This is a genomic window from Actinomadura sp. 21ATH, from assembly GCF_041951345.1.
Classification (GTDB): domain Bacteria; phylum Actinomycetota; class Actinomycetes; order Streptosporangiales; family Streptosporangiaceae; genus Spirillospora.
Genome location: NZ_JBGNUR010000012.1, coordinates 239308 through 256049, shown reverse-complemented (window position 1 = coordinate 256049; position 16742 = coordinate 239308). Strand labels below are relative to the sequence as shown.

Sequence of the window (16742 nt, the reverse complement as noted above, 5' to 3'; positions counted from 1 at the left end):
TGCGGCCGCGTCGGTGCAGGTGGCACCACCCGCTGGAACAACTCCCACAACTCCTCGGGCACCAACCGCTCGACCATCTCCACGACCGCAGGCTACAGCTCATCCGCCAAATGAGATGACGTCTTAACGGTCCTCGCCACTCCCGCCGGCGCCGAGCAAGGGTCAGAGAGTGAACGAGCACGTCACCGGGAGCTACAACCGTCGTTCAATCGAACTGGTCGGTACCGAGCCGGAGGCGTCCCTGATCCTGCTGAGGAACCCGTTCCAGGTGGCGCGGTCGAGCAGCAGCCTTGGACCCTCTGGATCCTTGCTATCGCGAACCGCCAGGCTCGTACCGTCGAGCTCCGCCACTTCGATGCAGGCGTTCCCGCTACCGCTGTGGCGGCTCTTGCGCCAAGTACCAGGTGAGATCTCGGGGGGACGACCAGACATGCCTTCTACGCCTCCGCAGCCGCCTTGATCATGGCCAACGATTCATCCGGAGTGAGCGCACTCCTGCATAGCGCCTCAAAAGCCACATTACATCGCGTGATCTGGCTGGAACTCTCCAGATACACGTCCCCATAGATGCCCTCGGTGTACGCGACGTCAGGATCGTCCGTCCCCGAGAACCGCAGGAGGATGAACAGCCCTTCCAATCCGGCATGCGTGCCCACGGACCTCGGAAGGATCTGTGTAGTGACGTTCGGCCTCCGGCTTTCCTCCGCAAGGTGCCGGAGCTGCGCTCGCATCAGCTCTACGCCCCCGATCGGCCGCTGCAGAACCGCCTCGTCCAGTACGACATGAAGTTCGGGCGCGTTCGGCTCTCGGCGAAGGAGAGTCTGGCGGGCCATCCTCGCCATCACACGACGGCGGACCTCGTCTTCCCCGATGTCGGGACGTCCGGCGCTGATGACCTCTCGGGCATAGTCCTGAGTCTGCAGCAGGCCGGGCACCAGCTGATGCTGCCACTCTCTGATCAAGGACGCTTCGTCCTCGAGAGCCACGTAGCTGCCGGTGAAGACGTCGGTGTAGTCGGTCCACCAGCCGCGCCGTTCCGCTTCCCTCGCAAGCGTCAGCAGCGCATCCCGCTGCGGGCTCGTCACGCCGTACAGGTGCAGCATCACTTCCACGTCCGCCGCACCCGGCTTGGTCCTGCCGTTCTCAATATGGCTGATCTTGGGCTGGCTCCAGCCCAAGCGGGCGGCGGCCTGGGTGGCGGTCAGCGACGCCTGGAGCCGAGCCTCCTTGAGGCTCCTCGCCAACCTGCGGGCACGTACGGACGGCGCGTAGGCGGGTGCCTTGTTCGCTGGGCTCATCAGGCTCGATCCTCTCACCAGTGATCACGTTTCGAGCGGACTCAGCCACAAGCGGTCACCAGTATGAATGATTGGGTAGCGCTCTGAATTATTCACAGCCATCATGACTACATGCGCCACACAACGTAGCGCGGCGATCACCAAGTGCCACGACGCTTGGTCTCGACAGCCATGGAGGCACGATGTTCACCGGAAGCCCCTCCGATCTCCCGTACGGCGGCGCCTGCATAGGACGACTCTCCGCGGACGCCTGCTGCGCTTCGCAGGCGCGGGAGGCTCTGACGCGTTGTCTTCAGGCACTCGGGTTCCCTCAGGCCACGATCGACGACGGGGTACTCGCGGTGAGCGAGCTGACCACGAACGCCTACCTGCACACCCGGCCCGAACGGCCTCCCACCAGCCCGGAGCTATGGATCTGGGCTCGGACGCGTCCACAGAACGAACTCGTCATCGCCGTCTTCGACGGCTGCCCCAACACCCTCCCTGAACGCGCATCCGGCAACGAACTCGACGAACACGGCAAGGGCCTCGGCATCGTCGCCCACATCGCGAGCGCCTGGGGCTTCCACGCTTCGCGCTCCCGTCTCAGCCCCACACCGATCTCCGGCAAGGCCACTTGGTTCACTCTGCCGCTCCCGCCGCGGTGGCCGAGTCCGCAGCAGCCCATCCCGCCGGCACTGGCCGCCCAGCGCCTCGCTCGCCTGCTCAAATCACGCAGTCTCGTGTGCGGCCGCCGCAGCGACGACGCGGGCATCTCCATCGTCACCGCCGACGACCTGATCGTCTGGGTACGGCGCTCATGCTTCTCATGGCGGAACGCTCCGCACACCTACACCTCACACCCGCTCATCGACCTGCAAGAAGCAGCCGAGGGCATCGTTCGCACCCTCGAACAGGCAGCGCTCCCGTACTCAATCTGATCGGCAACGGCCACTCCGAGACAGGACCACACTCCATGGACGAGGACGTCCTCCTCCTGTTCCTCCGCAGCCTGTTCCCGCTGTGGACGTTCAGCCGGGACGCTCACGGCACCTGGAAAGCCACCGGGCGCATCCTCATCAGCTCGTCCACCATCGACGGTCTCCTCGACTGCCTCGCCACCGCCGACCCCACCGCGTTCGACCGAGCCCTCGCCCTCCTGGACACCGCCGCATAAAGAATCACAGTGCTGTGCTCGCACGCTTATCCAGCGGTGAAATCGCTTCGCTGTCGGGGGCTGCCCGTACGGTTGGGGCATGGCTGACCTTGCGCCTGGGGCGTATGAGAAGGTTGTGACGGCTGAACTGCAGCGCAAGCTCCAAGCCATGGACGGCGATCTCGTGCATCGCGACGCGCTGGACAGCGTTGACGCCGAGGAGCTTCTCGTTCGGCACATCAGCCAGCAAGTGCGGCGAGCACTCAAGATCGCAGCTGAGGCCGGTGACAAGGACGAGGCTCTCGCACGGCAGGTCGCGGCCGTCGATTCGATCAGCCGGTCCATCGCAACGGCGGTGCCTGGTTCAGCTCTCGCCGATGACGTACTGGATGACGCTCGCGATGTGCTTCTCGGTATCGCTGCGGGCAGGCTGCCCGATGGAACCGTACGGTTCCCCAAACGGCCAGAGGTCCCGCTGTCCTCTAGTGCCCTGCTCGTCAATGGACGAGAGCAGCCGCAGATCGGACGGGAGATCGTCAAGGAGCTGGCGTCAGCGGACCGTGTGGACCTGCTGTGCGCCTTCCTCAAGTGGCACGGCCTCCGGCTCATCGAGGACGCCTTGCGCGAGTTCCTGGCACGCGGTGGGAAGCTCCGTGTCATCACCACGACCTACATGGGCGCGACGGACCTGCGCGCGGTGGATCGGCTCGTCGAACTGGGAGCCGACGTCGCCGTCTCCTATGACACTCGCCGCACCCGCCTGCACGCGAAGGCGTGGCTGTTCCATCGAGATTCCGGCTTGGATACCGCGTACGTCGGCTCGTCCAACCTCTCCAGAGCGGCGATGCTCGACGGCGTCGAATGGAACGTGCGGCTTGCGCGCGCTGAGCAGCCGCATCTGGTTGACACGTTCGCCGCCACGTTCGAGGAGTACTGGAACGAGCCGTCCTTCGAGCGTTACTCAGCGGCGCGTGACGCGCCACGGTTGGCTGAGGCACTGGAACGCGAGAAGGGTGGCCCAAGCGCCCTCCCGCTCCACATCGCCAACATCGATGTCACGCCCTACCCGTACCAGCAAGAGATCCTCGATGAACTCGATGCCGTACGGGAAGTGCATGGCCACAGGCGCAACCTGGTCGTCATGGCGACCGGCACCGGAAAGACCATCGTCGCCGCACTGGACTACCAGCGGCTCCGGCAGCAAGGCAAAGTCGAGTCCCTCCTCTTCGTCGCGCACCGCAAGGAGATCCTCGAACAGAGCTTGAGCACTTTCCGTACGGTCCTCAAGGACGGCTCGTTCGGGGAGTTGCTCGTCGACGGTAAGCGCCCCACCGAGTGGCGGCACGTCTTCGCCTCCATCCAGTCGGTGAGCCGGCTCCACGAACTCGAAGCCAGCGCGTTCAATATGGTGATCGTGGACGAGTTCCACCATGCTGCCGCGGCTTCGTACGGCAGGCTTCTCGACCACGTCGACCCCGCGGTCCTACTCGGGCTGACGGCCACCCCCGAACGGACCGATGGCGGCGACATCCTGCGCTGGTTCGATGGCCGGAAGCCCGACGTGGAGTTGCGCCTCTGGGAGGCGCTGGAGCGGGGCCTGCTGGTGCCGTTCCACTACTTCGGCATCCATGATGATGTCGACCTGTCCGATATCACCTGGCGGCGCGGCCGGGGGTACGACGTCGAAGAATTGACTCGTCTCTACACAGGTCTCCATACCCGCGTCCACAAAGTGATCAACGCGCTGGAGAGCAAGCTTGGGAACGTTGCCGCGATGAAGGCGGTCGGCTTCTGCGTGAGCATCAGGCACGCCGAATTCATGGCCGATCGATTCAACCACCATGGCATCCCAGCACGCGCAGTGACCTCCGAGACCAGCCGGGAGGCGCGGGTTGCCGCGCTGCGGGATTTCCGGGACGGCTCGATCAATGCTCTGTTCACGGTCGATCTCTTCAACGAAGGCGTGGACGTGCCGGACATCGACACGGTGCTGTTCCTGCGTCCTACTGAGAGCGCCACTGTCTTCTTGCAGCAACTCGGGCGTGGACTCCGTCTGACCGCGGAAAAGCCGGTCCTCACCGTCTTCGACTTCGTCGGCAACCAGAACAAGGACTTCCGTTTCGACAGGCGATACAGCGCGCTGACCGGGATCCCGCGAGGCCGGCTGGCGCACGAGGTCGAAGCGGGCTTCCCCACGCTGCCGGCGGGCTGCTCGATCGACCTGGACCGCGAAGTCAGCCAGATCGTCCTGGCCAACATCAAGCAGTCGCTCGGGTTCCAGATCAAGGCACTGTCCGCGGAACTGAAAGAGCTCGGTGACGTTCCTCTGCGGGACTACCTTTCGGAGAGCGGCCGGGAACTCGAGGACCTCTACGGCGGGACGCGGGGTGGCTGGGCTCGCCTCCGGCGCGAGGCGGGGTTCGACGCCGACCCGATCGCTGACGTGCAGGAGGACCAGCGGCTCGGAGCGGCGATCGGACGGATGCTGCACATGGACGACCCCGAACGTCTGGCTTTCTTGAAGGATGTGCTCAGCCGCCCGCAGCCGCCGGAATGGGACTCCGCCGATCCGCGCACGCAGCGCCTGCTCGCCATGTTCCATGCGTCCCTCGACAGTGGCCGCCCGTTCAGCGCCGTTGAGGAGAACCTCGGAAGGCTCTGGCGTAACACCGCTCGCCGCCAGGAACTCCTTGCAGTCATCGACGTGCTGTATGAGCGCATTCACCGCGTGACGCCAGTGGTGGAGGAGATCGCGCACCTTCCCGTCCGCCTCCATGCGCGGTACAGCAAGGACGAGTTGCTCTCCGCATTCGGCGTGGAGAAGCCCCGTTCCTGGGTGCAGGGGGTCCGCTGGGTCGCGGAAGAGGAGGCGGACCTCTTCATGGTCACGATCAACAAGACGGAGAAGGGCTACAAGCCCTCCACCATGTACAACGATCGGGCGATCACGCCAACGCTGTTCCAGTGGGAGTCCCAGAGCACGACCCGCGAGGACTCCCGCGACGGCCGCCGCTACATCGACCATGCGAAGTTGGGCTCCTCCGTCCATCTCTTCATCCGCGAGACCAAGGAGGACGCTCCTCCCTATCTGTACGCAGGTCCGATGACTTACCGAAGCCACGACGGCGAACGCCCTATGCGGATCCTGTGGGACCTCGCCCATCCACTCCCGGCCGATGTCTTCCACTATGCGAAGGTCAGCGCCGGCTGACCTCGGGTCCCGAACGTGGAACGCCGGCAGCGACGGGCATCGAGTGCCGTTCCGGTCGCTGCGATGGCGGCAAGCGCCGGTATCGCTAGTGACACCCGCAGCAGTGGATCAGTCTGCAAATATCCCGATACCTAGGGGAATCGGGAGGTTCAATGGCGATCACGATCCGCATGGACGGCCCCGGAGCCGACGAAGAGCTCCGGTCCTTGCACGACTGGCTGCTGAACGACCCCGACATCCGGCGGCACGCCAAGATCTCCCTGCAGTCGGCGGAGACCCGGCCGGGCCAGATGGGTGGCACGCTCGAAGCGGTCCAGCTGGTCGTCGACAGCGGCTTCCAGACCGCCAGCTTGGTCCTCGGATACCTCGCCTGGCGCGCCACCCGCCGCAGCAAGCCCGAGGCGACGATCGAACGGGAGTCCACTCGGATCCCGCTCTCCGAGGCATCCGAGGAGACTGCCGAGTCCGTCGCCAAGAAGCTGGACTCTGACGGAACGTGAGCCAGCCGGACCCGAAGAAGTCGCGGGCCGTTCTCATCGGCACGGCCGAGTACGAGCACATGCATCCGCTTCCGGCGGTCACCAGGAACGTCCGTACCCTCGGTCAAGAGTTGATCCGGCACGAGGTCTGGGGCCTGCCTCCGCAGCACTGCACCGTGCTGGAGAACCCCGCGGACATCAGGGCGATGGTCGCCCCGATCCAGCAGGCCGCCGACGAAGCCAGCGAGGTTCTGCTCGTCTACTTCGCCGGCCACGGCGTCCTCGACCAGAACTCCGACCTGCACCTGGGCCTTCCGGGCACGGCCGATGAGCCGGCGCACAACTACTACACGGCCGTTCCCTACGATCACATCCGTACGGCCGTCCGAACGAGCCGCGCGCAGTGCCGCATCGTCATCCTCGACTGCTGCTTCAGCGGTCGGGCCATCGACACGATGGGACCTTCCGACCTGTCGGCCCAAACCAACATCGAGGGCAGCTACACCATCACCTCGGCACCGCCCAACAGCTTCTCGCTGGCGCCGGAAGGCGCCGAGTTCACCGCGTTCACGCAGGAGCTGATCGAGGTGGTCCGGAACGGCATCGCCGACGCGGGCACGCTGCTCACGATGGACCAGGTGTTCGAGCGCATCCATGACGAGATGCAGGCCAAGGGGCGTCCGCGTCCGTGGTGCCAGGACAGGAATGACGCCGGTCGCGTCCGTCTCTTCAAGAACCGCGCACGCACCAGCCTGGAAGCTCCGCCGGGGTACGGGGAGATCCCCGGCTACGGCATCGGCTCCCTCTTCAAGTCGCGACGCGAGCTTCATGAGGCGAAGGTGCATCGTCCGACGCAGGCCGGCATCTGCGGGAGGCATGCGAACGGCGGAGCAGAATCCATCGTCCTGTCCGGCGGGTACCCCGACGACGAGGACCACGGCGATGTCATCGTCTACACCGGCCATGGGGGACAGGACTCCAACCATCGGCAGATCAGGGATCAGGACCCGACGCATCCCGGCAACGCGGCCCTGCTCGCCAGCATCACCACGCGTTATCCCGTACGCGTCATCCGCGGCGCGAAAGGCGATAAGGAGCACTCGCCGGAGGCCGGCTACAGGTACGACGGGCTCTATACGGTCGAGCGATACTGGAACGCCATCGGGATCGACGGTTTCCGCATCCTCCAGTTCAGACTTGAGAAGCTGGACCAGGTCGATTCTCCGACCGTTCCCACCGACTCACCCCTGCAACGGCCCGGCATCGACCTGTACCGCTGGGAACCCGTGGGCCGCGGCGTCTACGGGGACCGCCGGGTCGCGCAGGACGTGATGCAGGCGCACAACTACGAGTGCCAGATCTGCGGCACCGCTCTCCAGACGCCCGCCGGGTTCCGGTTCGCCCAGACACTCCACCTGCAGGGGCTCCCCCGTCCTCACAGAGGACCGGACATCAGCGAGAACATCCTGTGCGTCTGCCCGACCCATCGCGTCCAACTGGAGCTCGGCATGGTCACCATCGATGACAGCCTCACCGTGATCGATGAAGTCACCGGGAAGCCGTTCGCCGACCTGTCTGTGAACGCGAAGCACAGCGTCGGCCTCGAGTACGTCCGCTACCACCGCGGCCTCTATCGCGGTTCCGCGCGCCCAGGTCAAGGTGGATCACCGGCCTGACGCGCTCGACTGGCGCAGAGTCATGCGCACGGAAGTGGCTAGAGAAGGTGACTGGTCTTTCTGTAGAGGCGGAGGGCGTGAGCCCGGTCAAGGGTCCTGAGGGAAGGGTCTACGGGAGTCCGGCGGTCGTAGGCGAGTAGACGTCCCTCGGGCTGGTTGTCGATGAGGTCGATGATGGGGGCGACGGCCTTTTCGGGGGACTGGGCGAAGAGGCGGGCCAGGAGTTTGATGGCGGTCTTGGCCGGCTGGGTCAGGGAGTCGGTGCCGCTGTCGGTGAAGCCGGGGTGGTGGAGGAGGTAGCGGGTTCGGCCGTTCGGGTGGGCCAGGGGGTACGCGACGCCTTGGAGGTCGGCGGCTCGGCCGCCCTGGAGCATGGCCTTGATGGGGCCGTAGCCGTTGGTGAGGGACAGGTCGTTCCAGCGGATCTCGCCCTTGGTGGTGCCGACGCCGCAGATGTTGACGATGATCGGGGCGGTGCCCTTCTCCAGCAGGTCGGTGAGGCCGTGGCTGAGGAGGAAGCGGCTGACGTAGTAGAGGGAGAGGACTCCCTCGAAGCCGTCCGGTGTCACCACGCGTTTGGGGAAGTGGCGCAGGGCGGTGAGGGCTAGGACGTCCAGGGAGTCGTGGCGGGCCCTGATCTCTTTCATCGCGCGGCGGTTCTCGGCGACCGAGGTGAGGTCGGCCTGGACGAAAGCGGCGCGGTCGGTGGCGGCGTCCCGGAGGAAGGTCTCGCCGCGCGATGCGTTGCTGCCGATCACTGTTACGCGGGCGCCCCTGGCCAGGTAGTGGTCGGCCAGAGCACGGCCCATGCCCGTGGTGCCGCCGGCGACGACGAGGTCCATCATGCGTCTCCTAAGTCATCGACTGATGACATGGGACGGTAGTCGCGCTGGAAGTATGATGTCAACGGTCGATGACTTAGGGGTGCGTTGATGGCGCGGAAGCGGGACCGGGCGGCTACTCGGGCGCGGCTGCTGGAGGTGGCGCGGCTGCGGTTCGCGCAGGGCGGGTACGACGCGACGAGCGTCCGGGACGTGGCGAAGGACGCGGGGGTCGACGCGACGTTGATCTTCCGGTACTTCGGGTCCAAGAAGGGGCTGTTCGAGGAGGCCATGGCGACGGATGGGCCTGACCTCCTGGACGGCCCCCCTGAGGAACTGGTCGCCCGGATGGTGCAGACCGTGATCTTCAAGGACTGGACGAGTCACGGGGGCGAGCATCCGCTGGTCGCGCTGCTGCGGTCGAGCGCCCATGACGACGCACGGCAGCAGATGCGGGAGGAGGTCTGCAATGGCTACGTGCGGGTGCTCGCCGAGATGGCCGAAGGGCCGGACGCGGAGTTGCGGGCGGAGCTCCTCAGCGCCTGGCTGGTGGGGCTGGGGATCCTGCGGTCGGTCGTCGGGACGCCGGCCGTGAGCGAGGCGGAGGCGAGTGATCTCGCGCCGTACGTGGAGGCCGTCGCGAGTGCCCTCCTCGGGCGTCCCATGTCGGGGAGCGTGGAGGTCGAAGGCGCTGCGGCCGGATCTGCTTCATCTGCTGCGCGGATTGATGGGTGAGGCTCCGGCGGGAGGTGGGCTGTTGGGGACGGACAAGAGATCGACCACGCCGCCGAGGCCAGGCAGGAGCGGCGGGCGCTTCCTTGCGGGCGGCTGCTCGGGGGTCGGGTCGGGCTGCGGTGCCGGGTCCTCTGGCTTCCTGGCCGCGTCGTCGGGGGGCGGAGCCGGGTCCTGCGGCGGGTGGACGGCCGGGGGCTTCGTCGTCTCGGCCGGTGCAGGAAAGGTCCGGGGGTGGGGCGGTTTAGACGGGCGGCCGTCGCGCGGGATGACCGGCGCCGGGATCGGCGATGGCCGGGGTGGGACGTACTCGCCCTCAGGTGACTGGACGATCCGGGCGGGACGGATCTCCGCCGTGCCGCGCTTCTCATCCGATATGCCCGGCAGCCACGCCAGCGTCCGGGGGGCGACGCCACCCGTCAGGCCGATGCCCAGCAGCATGGTGTAGGCGGCGCAGACGGTGCCGACCGCGTAGCCCGCCCGCCGCAGGCGGCGCCTGCGGCGGGCGGTCGCGGCGACGACCACGGACGCGCCCGTCGAGTCAAGCACTTCACGCGAAGCGGTCATCACACGACTCCCCCGTGTCGAAATTTCCCCGCTTGCCGGACTGTAGCAATGGTCGCCGCCTTTATCGGCAATCCCGAGTGAGGGTCCATTCGGGCATATGTCCACAGATTTGGCCGATGACGTATGTGGACCGCGACTTCCGGTAAACCGGCTCCCGAGTCGCGCGTCCGCGAGGCTCGGACAGCTCCACCACCTGCATGGACGCGACGGTGACCGCGCTACGACTGTCGGGAATATTTCTCACATTTGGGAGATAGTGTCGGTCGCGCCTGGAATGGATCTTGTCCTACTCCGGCCAAGGGAGGGAGTCACTCAGGTGATCACTCCATGCCCTTCTTTCCAGGGGTCCAGAACGGTTTCGTCAGGATCGCGCGTTTCGGCCACCCCCGGTCGTTGACCAGGTGGGCTCGCACGGACTGGACGGTCCTGGCCTCGCCCGCCACGTAGGCGACACCAGGTTCCGCGGGCAGGTCGAGCTCGCGGACGGCGTCCAGGAGGGTCGGCGAGGAGGCGGCCGGGGCGCCCTCGCGGTAGCGCCAGTGGACGTCCTCCAGCGGGAGCCGGTCCTCCGGGGCGTCCACTTCGATCACCGCGTGGTGCGGGGAGCCGTCCAGGGAGCGGAGCATCGGGCCGAAGGGGACCGAGGCCGTTTCCTCGCCGACGAAGAGGTGGTACGGGGCGTCCGGGCGGAGGGTGAAGGAGCCCTCCGGCTTAGTGAAGACGACCTCCTGCCCGGGACGGGCGGTACGGGCCCAGCGGGCGCCGGGGCCGTCGCCGTGGTCGAGGACGCGGAGTTCGAGGCCGGATTCGTCGCCGTCCCAGATGGAGTAGGTGCGGCGGGTGAGGAGGCCGTCCACGCTGAGGCGGATCTGCTGGCCCGGGGTCCAGGTCTGGGTCGGGCAGTTGATGCGCAGGCGGAGCATGCGCCTGTTGACGAGGGCGGGGGCGTCCTCGATGGTGCCGGTGACGAAGAAGAGATCTCGCAGACGCATGGGTCTCCTTGAGATATGTCGCGTTCGCGGTCAAGATACATCGCGTTCGCGCCACCAGGCCAGGCCGGAGAGGGAGCATCCGCGGTACGACGCCGACCCCGCGGCGTCAGGTGAGCCGGGGGTCGTACCAGGTGGGGGCGGTCTCAGCGGACGCCGCGGGGGCGGAACTGGATGCTCATGCGCGGGCCCGTCGGCCGGGCGGTCTTCGGGATCGCGTGGTCCCAGGTGCGCTGGCAGCTGCCGCCCATGACGATCAGGTCGCCGTGGCCGAGCTCGTACCGGAGCGCGGGCCCGCCGGAACGGGGCCGCAGGTGCAGGGCGCGGGTCGCGCCGACGGACAGGATCGCGACCATCGTGTCGTGGTCGCGGCCGCGGCCGATGCGGTCGCCGTGCCAGGCGACGCTGTCACGGCCGTCGCGGTAGAGGCACAGGCCGGCGGTGCGGAACGGCTCGCCCAGCTCCTCCATGTAGTGGCCGTTCAGGACGTCCCGCGCCGCGTCGAGCGACGGGTCGGGCAGCGGGTCGGTCTCGCCGTAGAAGGCGAGCAGGCGCGGGACGTCCACGACGCGGTCGTACATCCGGCGGCTCTCCGCCCGCCACGGAACGGTCTCCGAGAGCCGTTCGAACAGGGCGTCGGCGCCCGCCATCCAGCCGCGCCGGAGGTCGATCCAGGCCCCGTGCGACAGCGGCGTCCGCCGGACGGCGTCGCCGAGGGCGCGCGGGCGCGGGTCGTCCCAGCAGTCGAGGAGGGAGCCCTGGAAAGCGCTGGTCATGCCCCCAACATACCCGCGCGGTCAAACATACGTTCGATCGGGATTCGATCGGGAGAGGAGGTCAGCAGGTGGCGAGGACCTCGTCGACGATGTGGCGGGTGCGCTGGGGCTGCTCGGCCTCGGTGACCAGCGTGTTGAAGACGTGCCAGTGGCGCTCGATCTCCTTGGGGCGGCTCGGGTAGCGGGCGTTGCCGAGCCCTTCCAGGTAGACGACGTCGGGCAGTTGCGCCTGCGGGAAGCGGACCAGGGTGAGGGGTCCGGTCGCCGCGCGGCGGGCGTCGTACGGCGCGATCTGGACGGTCACGTTGGGCCGATCGGCGATCTTCTTGAGGTGCTCCAGCTGGGCGCGCATGACGCCGGCGTTCCCGACCTGCCGCCACAGGGCCGCCTCGTGGACGACGGCCCAGAGGTTCACCGGGCGCGGCCTGCGGCGGAGCAGCCGCTGCCGCCTCGCCAGCAGCTCCATCCGCCGGTCCGCGCGTTGCCCGGACATGGCGGTGAGGCCGTTGGCGAGGAGCGCGCGGGCGTAGTCCTCGGTCTGCAGCAGGTCGGGGACGTACTGGTCGTCGAAGCAGCGGACGAGCTTGGCGGCCTCCTCGGCGCTGAGATAGCGGCGCTCGTGCCGCTCGACCGCGTCGCGGAGGTCGTGCCACCACGGGCGGGCGCCGGTCTCGTCGGCGAGCGCGAGCAGCGTCGCCCACTCGCCCTCGTCGGGCCGGTCGTACAGGGTGAGCAGCGCGACGACGTCCGCGCGGCGGACGCCGCTGCGGCCGCCCTCAAGCCGGGTCACCTTCGAGTCGTGCACGCCGATCCCCACGGCGGCCTCCAGGCGGGTGAGGCCCGCCGCCTCGCGCATTTCGCGCAGGCGCTTGCCCAGCAGCATCCTCGGAAGCAGCGGATCACCTTGCAGGAGCGTGCTCCGCCCGACGCTCGGCGCGCTGCTCGCAGTCGTTACGGAGACCAAAGGGGGCTCCTCGCAAATGGTGACGACCGGGGCACAACCACTTCACTATAGCCCCCGGTCCCGTACCGGTCCTGCGTGCGACCTTACGACCTCGGAGATCTGTTGCGGCAGTGCCCCTCGACGTACCCGCGCGGCTAGCGTTTGAGGGCCACGCCGCACATTGTGAAATCCTTCGACGGATCGAACACATCGATTTCCGGCCGCCACCGCATGACCGAAACGAGTCCGGGTTCTACCGGTTCGAGCCCGTCGAAATAGCTTTTGATGAATTCCGGGCTGCGCAGAACGTAGGGTACGGCGCCGGTGTCGTCGTAGCCTTCCTGGGCCTCGTTGAACGAGGTGTCCTCGTCCGTGCAGTCGTACAGCGTGAGGTAGCTGCCCGGCGGCAGCTCCGCGACCAGCCGGCGGACGATCGTCCGCGCCTCCTCGGCGTCCTGCATGTGCCCGGTGATGCCCATCAGCATCAGGGCCACCGGCTGCGTGAAGTCCAGCCGCTCCTTCGCCAGCGCGATGATCTTGTCGGGATCGCGCAGGTCGGCGTCGATGTAGGTGGTCTCCCCCTCGGGCGTGCTCGTCAGCAGGGCGCGCGCGTGCGCCAGGACGAGCGGGTCGTTGTCGACGTACACGATGCGCGAGTCGGGGGCGACCCGCTGCGCCACCTCGTGGGTGTTGTCGACGGTCGGCAGGCCGGTGCCGACGTCGAGGAACTGCCGGATCCCGACCTCGCCGGCCAGGTGGCGCACCGCCCGGGCCAGGAAGTAGCGGCAGGTCCGGGCCATCTCCTGGATCTGCGGGAACACCTTCACGTACTCGTCCCCGGCGATCCGGTCGACCTCGTAGTTGTCGGTGCCGCCGAGCCAGTAGTTCCAGATGCGCGCCGAATGCGGCACGTCGGTATTGATCTTCACTGGAAGATCTCCAGTGGGTTCGGGAGGGCCGTCCTGCACGGCGACATCTCCTTCCGCTCCGTCGCGCCGGGTGATGCCACCAACCTAGGTGCCAGACCCCCCGAACGTCGAGATTCCGGGATTCGGTCCGTCACCGTACGCTTTTTGGAGCCCCCCCGCGCCGCCGATGGTTCGAATACCACCCGGTACGCAAGAAAGCCGTTCCGGCTTCGCCTGATAAACGTTCCGGGACGGTGTCAGCGGAGGCGGGCGGAGAGCGGCGGGGCCGTGGCGGGCCGGCCGACGCGGGTGATGTTGAGGAGGCGGGAGGGGTCGTCGATGTCCAGCAGGCGGGCCAGCCGCTGCTTGGTCCGCTGGGCGTCGATGATCTGGCTGAGCGGATGCGTCGTGTGGCCGAGGGTGGAGAGGGTGAGCCACTGGCGCATCAGGACGCGGCCGAGGTCGACCTGCTCGGTGTGGGTGGAGCCGGGGCGGGCCACGAGCACCACGGCCTCGCCGTCGTAGTCCAGCAGGTCCTCGGAGGCGCCGGCGAGGACGCCGGGCACGCCCAGGCGGCGCAGGAGGGGGTAGGCGCGCGGGGACAGGAGGCGGCCGAGCATCCGGGCCTGGAACGGGGTCAGGTCGAGCGCGCGGTCGGTGAGGCCGTCCTGCCGGTAGCGCGGGTCCTCGGGGTCCAGGCGCAGCCACTCGCGGAGCTCGCGGGCGATGGGCGGGGTCGCGAACATGTGCCGGTCCGCGTCGTACAGCAGGTCGATCAGGTCGCGGCACGGCAGCCGGCGGATCTCGGCCTTCTCCTCGGCGGCGAGCTTCTCCAGGCGGGCGGCGACCGCGTCGTCCAGGCGGCCCGGCTCGTACGCGGCGCGGCCGGTCCGGCGGGCGCGGACGTCCTGGACGGTGAACGGCGTCGTGTACGGCCCGCCGGCAGCGACGAGGTGCCCGAGCCGGTGCCCGGCCGCGTCCGGATCGTGCCGGAAGTCCACGTGCAGCCCGGCGTCGGCGCAGACGATCAGGCAGGTCTCGGTGAACGCGCCCAGCGCGAGCCGCAGATCGCGGCCGGACGGGTCGGCGGCGGGGAGCGTGCGCGCCGGGTCCCAGCCGATCTCCACCGTCTCCTCGCGGTAGCGGAGCACCCAGGGCTGGGTGTTGCGGGCGCTGGGCGCGCGCCAGAAGTCCGGTTCGAGCTCGCGCAGGGCGTCGGGCTTCAATGCAGCTCTTCCTCGTAGAACGTGTGTCCGTGCCCGCGGCCGAGCCCGTGGTCGGTGAGGTCAGGAACGCCGGATGGCCATATGACCGCCTTTCCAGCCAAATATGAGCACCCGAATCGGGAGAGTAGCGGAGTCGACACCCGTCGTACTACCGGAACGGCCGAGGGCGCCGCACGCCCGGGGACCCCGCGGGCCGGGCCCGCGGGGTCCCCGGGAGTGCGGCGGGAGCGGCGGATCAGTGCCCGCGGTCGATCCATTCCTGCAGATGGGGAGCCTCGGCGCCGATCGTGGTGCTGTCGCCGTGGCCGGTGTGCACCACCGTCTCGGCCGGCAGGGTGAGCAGCCGGTCCCGGATCGAGGCGATGATCAGGTTGAAGTCGGAGAACGACCGGCCCGTCGCCCCCGGCCCGCCCTGGAAGAGGGTGTCGCCGGTGAAGACCGCGCCCAGCTCCGGCGCGTGGAAGCAGACCGCGCCGGGCGCGTGCCCCGGCGTGTGGATCACCTCCAGCCGGGTGCCGGCGACCTCGATGACCTGCCCGTCGGTCAGGTCGCCGTCCGGGCGCCGCTCGGCGTGGGTCAGCCGCCAGACCGGCAGGTCGTCGCGGTGCAGGTAGACGGGAGCGCCGGTGGCGTCGGCCAGCTCGGGCGCGACCCGCACATGGTCGTCGTGGGCGTGCGTGGCCAGGATCGCCACCAGCCGCCGGTCGCCGACCATCTCCCGGATGGCCGCCGCGTCGTGCGGCGCGTCGATCACGACGCACTCGGCGTCGTCGCCGACGACCCACACGTTGTTGTCGACGTCGAACGTCTCGCCGTCCAGGCTGAACGTCCCGGACGTCACGGCGTGCTCGATGCGCGCGGCCACTAGAACACCACCACCGAGCGCAGCACGTCGCCGTGGTGCATCTTGGTGAACGCGGCCTCGACCTCGTCCAGCGCGATCGTCTCGGACACGAACGCGTCCAGGTCCAGCCGTCCCTGCCGGTACAGGTCGATCAGCATCGGGAAGTCGCGCGAGGGCAGGCAGTCGCCGTACCAGGACGACTTCAGCGCGCCGCCGCGCCCGAAGACGTCCAGCAGCGGCAGCTCCAGCCGCATCTCCGGGGTCGGCACGCCGACGAGGACGACGGTCCCGGCCAGGTCACGGGCGTAGAAGGCCTGCTCGTACGTCTCCGGGCGGCCGACCGCGTCGATCACCACGTCGGCGCCGAACCCGCCGGTCAGCTCCCGCACGGCCTCGACCGCGTCCAGGTTGGACGAGTTGACCGTGTGCGTGGCGCCGAGGTCCTTCGCCCAGGCGAGCTTGCGGTCGTCGATGTCCACGGCGATGATCTTCGCCGCGCCGGCCAGCCGGGCCCCGGCGACCGCCGCGTTCCCGACGCCGCCGCAGCCGATCACCGCGACGCTGTCGCCGCGCCCCACGTTCCCGGTGTTGATCGCCGCGCCGAGCCCCGCCATCACGCCGCAGCCCAGCAGCCCGGCCGCCGCCGGGCTCGCCTCCGGATCCACCTTGGTGCACTGCCCGGCCGCCACCAGCGTCTTCTCGGCGAACGCGCCGATGCCCAGCGCGGGCGACAGCTCGGTGCCGTCCGCGAGGGTCATCTTCTGCCCGGCGTTGTGGGTGTCGAAGCAGTACCAGGGACGCCCGCGGGAGCAGGCACGGCACTGCCCGCACACCGCGCGCCAGTTCAGGATCACGTAGTCGCCCGGCTCCACCTCGGTCACCCCGGCGCCCACCGACTCGACGACCCCGGCCGCCTCGTGGCCGAGCAGGAACGGGAACTCGTCGTTGATCCCGCCCTCCCGGTAGTGCAGGTCGGTGTGGCACACCCCGCACGCCTGCACCTTCACCAGCGCCTCACCCGGCCCCGGGTCGGGCACCAGGACGGTCTCCACCGAGACCGGCTCCCCCTTGCCCCTGGCCACCACTCCGCGCACTTCATGTGTCATGGACGTCCTCCTCGATGGGCCTCGTCGCCGC

17 protein-coding genes and 1 pseudogene are annotated in these 16742 nt (G+C 68.4%); 6 read left to right on the top strand and 12 right to left on the bottom strand.

The annotated features are described in order from the left end of the window. The 3 genes and pseudogenes from ACA361_RS29885 to ACA361_RS29875 form a co-directional block, all read right to left on the bottom strand. Positions 1–83: pseudogene (locus tag ACA361_RS29885) on the bottom strand (IS5/IS1182 family transposase); the annotation flags it as partial. 109 nt (positions 84–192) lie between these two features. Next, on the bottom strand, positions 193–432 hold the full coding sequence (locus ACA361_RS29880) for a DUF397 domain-containing protein (RefSeq protein ID WP_375017432.1): 240 nt from the start codon (positions 430–432) through the stop codon (positions 193–195). 5 nt (positions 433–437) lie between these two features. Continuing rightward, positions 438–1298, bottom strand: coding sequence for a helix-turn-helix domain-containing protein (locus ACA361_RS29875; protein WP_375017430.1), 861 nt, complete (start codon positions 1296–1298; stop codon positions 438–440). A gap of 182 nt (positions 1299–1480) precedes the next feature. Between ACA361_RS29875 and ACA361_RS29870 the strand changes: the two genes are divergently transcribed. The 5 genes from ACA361_RS29870 to ACA361_RS29850 all read left to right on the top strand — a co-directional run bounded on the left by ACA361_RS29870 (position 1481) and on the right by ACA361_RS29850 (position 7799). Further along, on the top strand, positions 1481–2218 hold the full coding sequence (locus ACA361_RS29870) for an ATP-binding protein (protein ID WP_375017428.1): 738 nt from the start codon (positions 1481–1483) through the stop codon (positions 2216–2218). Between the two features lie 35 nt (positions 2219–2253). Continuing rightward, positions 2254–2454, top strand: a complete 201-nt coding sequence (locus ACA361_RS29865; protein ID WP_375017426.1) for a hypothetical protein — start codon at positions 2254–2256, stop codon at positions 2452–2454. 79 nt (positions 2455–2533) lie between these two features. Then, on the top strand, positions 2534–5644 hold the full coding sequence (locus ACA361_RS29860) for a DUF3427 domain-containing protein (protein WP_375017424.1): 3111 nt from the start codon (positions 2534–2536) through the stop codon (positions 5642–5644). A 152-nt stretch (positions 5645–5796) separates the two neighbouring features. Further along, the gene (locus ACA361_RS29855) at positions 5797–6144 is read left to right on the top strand and encodes a hypothetical protein (protein WP_375017422.1); all 348 of its coding nucleotides are present in this window, start codon (positions 5797–5799) and stop codon (positions 6142–6144) included. After that, the gene (locus ACA361_RS29850; RefSeq protein WP_375017420.1) at positions 6141–7799 is read left to right on the top strand and encodes a YDG/SRA domain-containing protein; all 1659 of its coding nucleotides are present in this window, start codon (positions 6141–6143) and stop codon (positions 7797–7799) included. The genes ACA361_RS29855 and ACA361_RS29850 overlap by 4 nt, the downstream gene beginning before the upstream one ends. Before the next feature lie 38 nt (positions 7800–7837). On the opposite strand, the gene ACA361_RS29845 is transcribed toward ACA361_RS29850, so the two are convergent. Further along, positions 7838–8644, bottom strand: coding sequence for an SDR family NAD(P)-dependent oxidoreductase (locus ACA361_RS29845; protein ID WP_375017418.1), 807 nt, complete (start codon positions 8642–8644; stop codon positions 7838–7840). Positions 8645–8731: 87 nt separating this feature from the next. Between ACA361_RS29845 and ACA361_RS29840 the strand changes: the two genes are divergently transcribed. Further along, a complete protein-coding gene (locus ACA361_RS29840; protein WP_375017416.1) occupies positions 8732–9355 on the top strand; it encodes a TetR family transcriptional regulator in 624 nt (207 codons plus the stop codon). Here ACA361_RS29840 and ACA361_RS29835 read toward each other — a convergent pair. The 8 genes from ACA361_RS29835 to ACA361_RS29800 all read right to left on the bottom strand — a co-directional run bounded on the left by ACA361_RS29835 (position 9329) and on the right by ACA361_RS29800 (position 16711). Beyond that, positions 9329–9919 carry a hypothetical protein gene (locus ACA361_RS29835; protein ID WP_375017414.1) on the bottom strand — a complete coding sequence of 197 codons (591 nt, stop codon included), beginning with the start codon at positions 9917–9919 and terminating at the stop codon, positions 9329–9331. The two genes, ACA361_RS29840 and ACA361_RS29835, sit on opposite strands and share 27 nt — an antisense overlap. Before the next feature lie 320 nt (positions 9920–10239). Beyond that, positions 10240–10911: a siderophore-interacting protein gene (locus tag ACA361_RS29830; protein WP_375017412.1), complete on the bottom strand. Its 672-nt coding sequence runs from the start codon at positions 10909–10911 to the stop codon at positions 10240–10242. Positions 10912–11054: 143 nt separating this feature from the next. Beyond that, on the bottom strand, positions 11055–11684 hold the full coding sequence (locus ACA361_RS29825) for an alpha-ketoglutarate-dependent dioxygenase AlkB (RefSeq protein WP_375017411.1): 630 nt from the start codon (positions 11682–11684) through the stop codon (positions 11055–11057). Positions 11685–11745: 61 nt separating this feature from the next. Then, a complete protein-coding gene (locus tag ACA361_RS29820; protein WP_375017409.1) occupies positions 11746–12567 on the bottom strand; it encodes a helix-turn-helix domain-containing protein in 822 nt (273 codons plus the stop codon). A gap of 215 nt (positions 12568–12782) precedes the next feature. Then, positions 12783–13556, bottom strand: coding sequence for an SAM-dependent methyltransferase (locus ACA361_RS29815; RefSeq protein ID WP_375017407.1), 774 nt, complete (start codon positions 13554–13556; stop codon positions 12783–12785). A gap of 236 nt (positions 13557–13792) precedes the next feature. Beyond that, entirely contained in the window at positions 13793–14761 is a 969-nt protein-coding gene (locus ACA361_RS29810; RefSeq protein WP_375017405.1) for a hypothetical protein, read from the bottom strand. A gap of 235 nt (positions 14762–14996) precedes the next feature. Then, entirely contained in the window at positions 14997–15626 is a 630-nt protein-coding gene (locus tag ACA361_RS29805; RefSeq protein ID WP_375017403.1) for an MBL fold metallo-hydrolase, read from the bottom strand. Further along, positions 15626–16711 (bottom strand): S-(hydroxymethyl)mycothiol dehydrogenase, encoded by a 1086-nt coding sequence (locus tag ACA361_RS29800; RefSeq protein ID WP_375017401.1) that lies wholly within the window; start codon positions 16709–16711, stop codon positions 15626–15628. The genes ACA361_RS29805 and ACA361_RS29800 overlap by 1 nt, the downstream gene beginning before the upstream one ends. Positions 16712–16742: the final 31 nt, after the last annotated feature.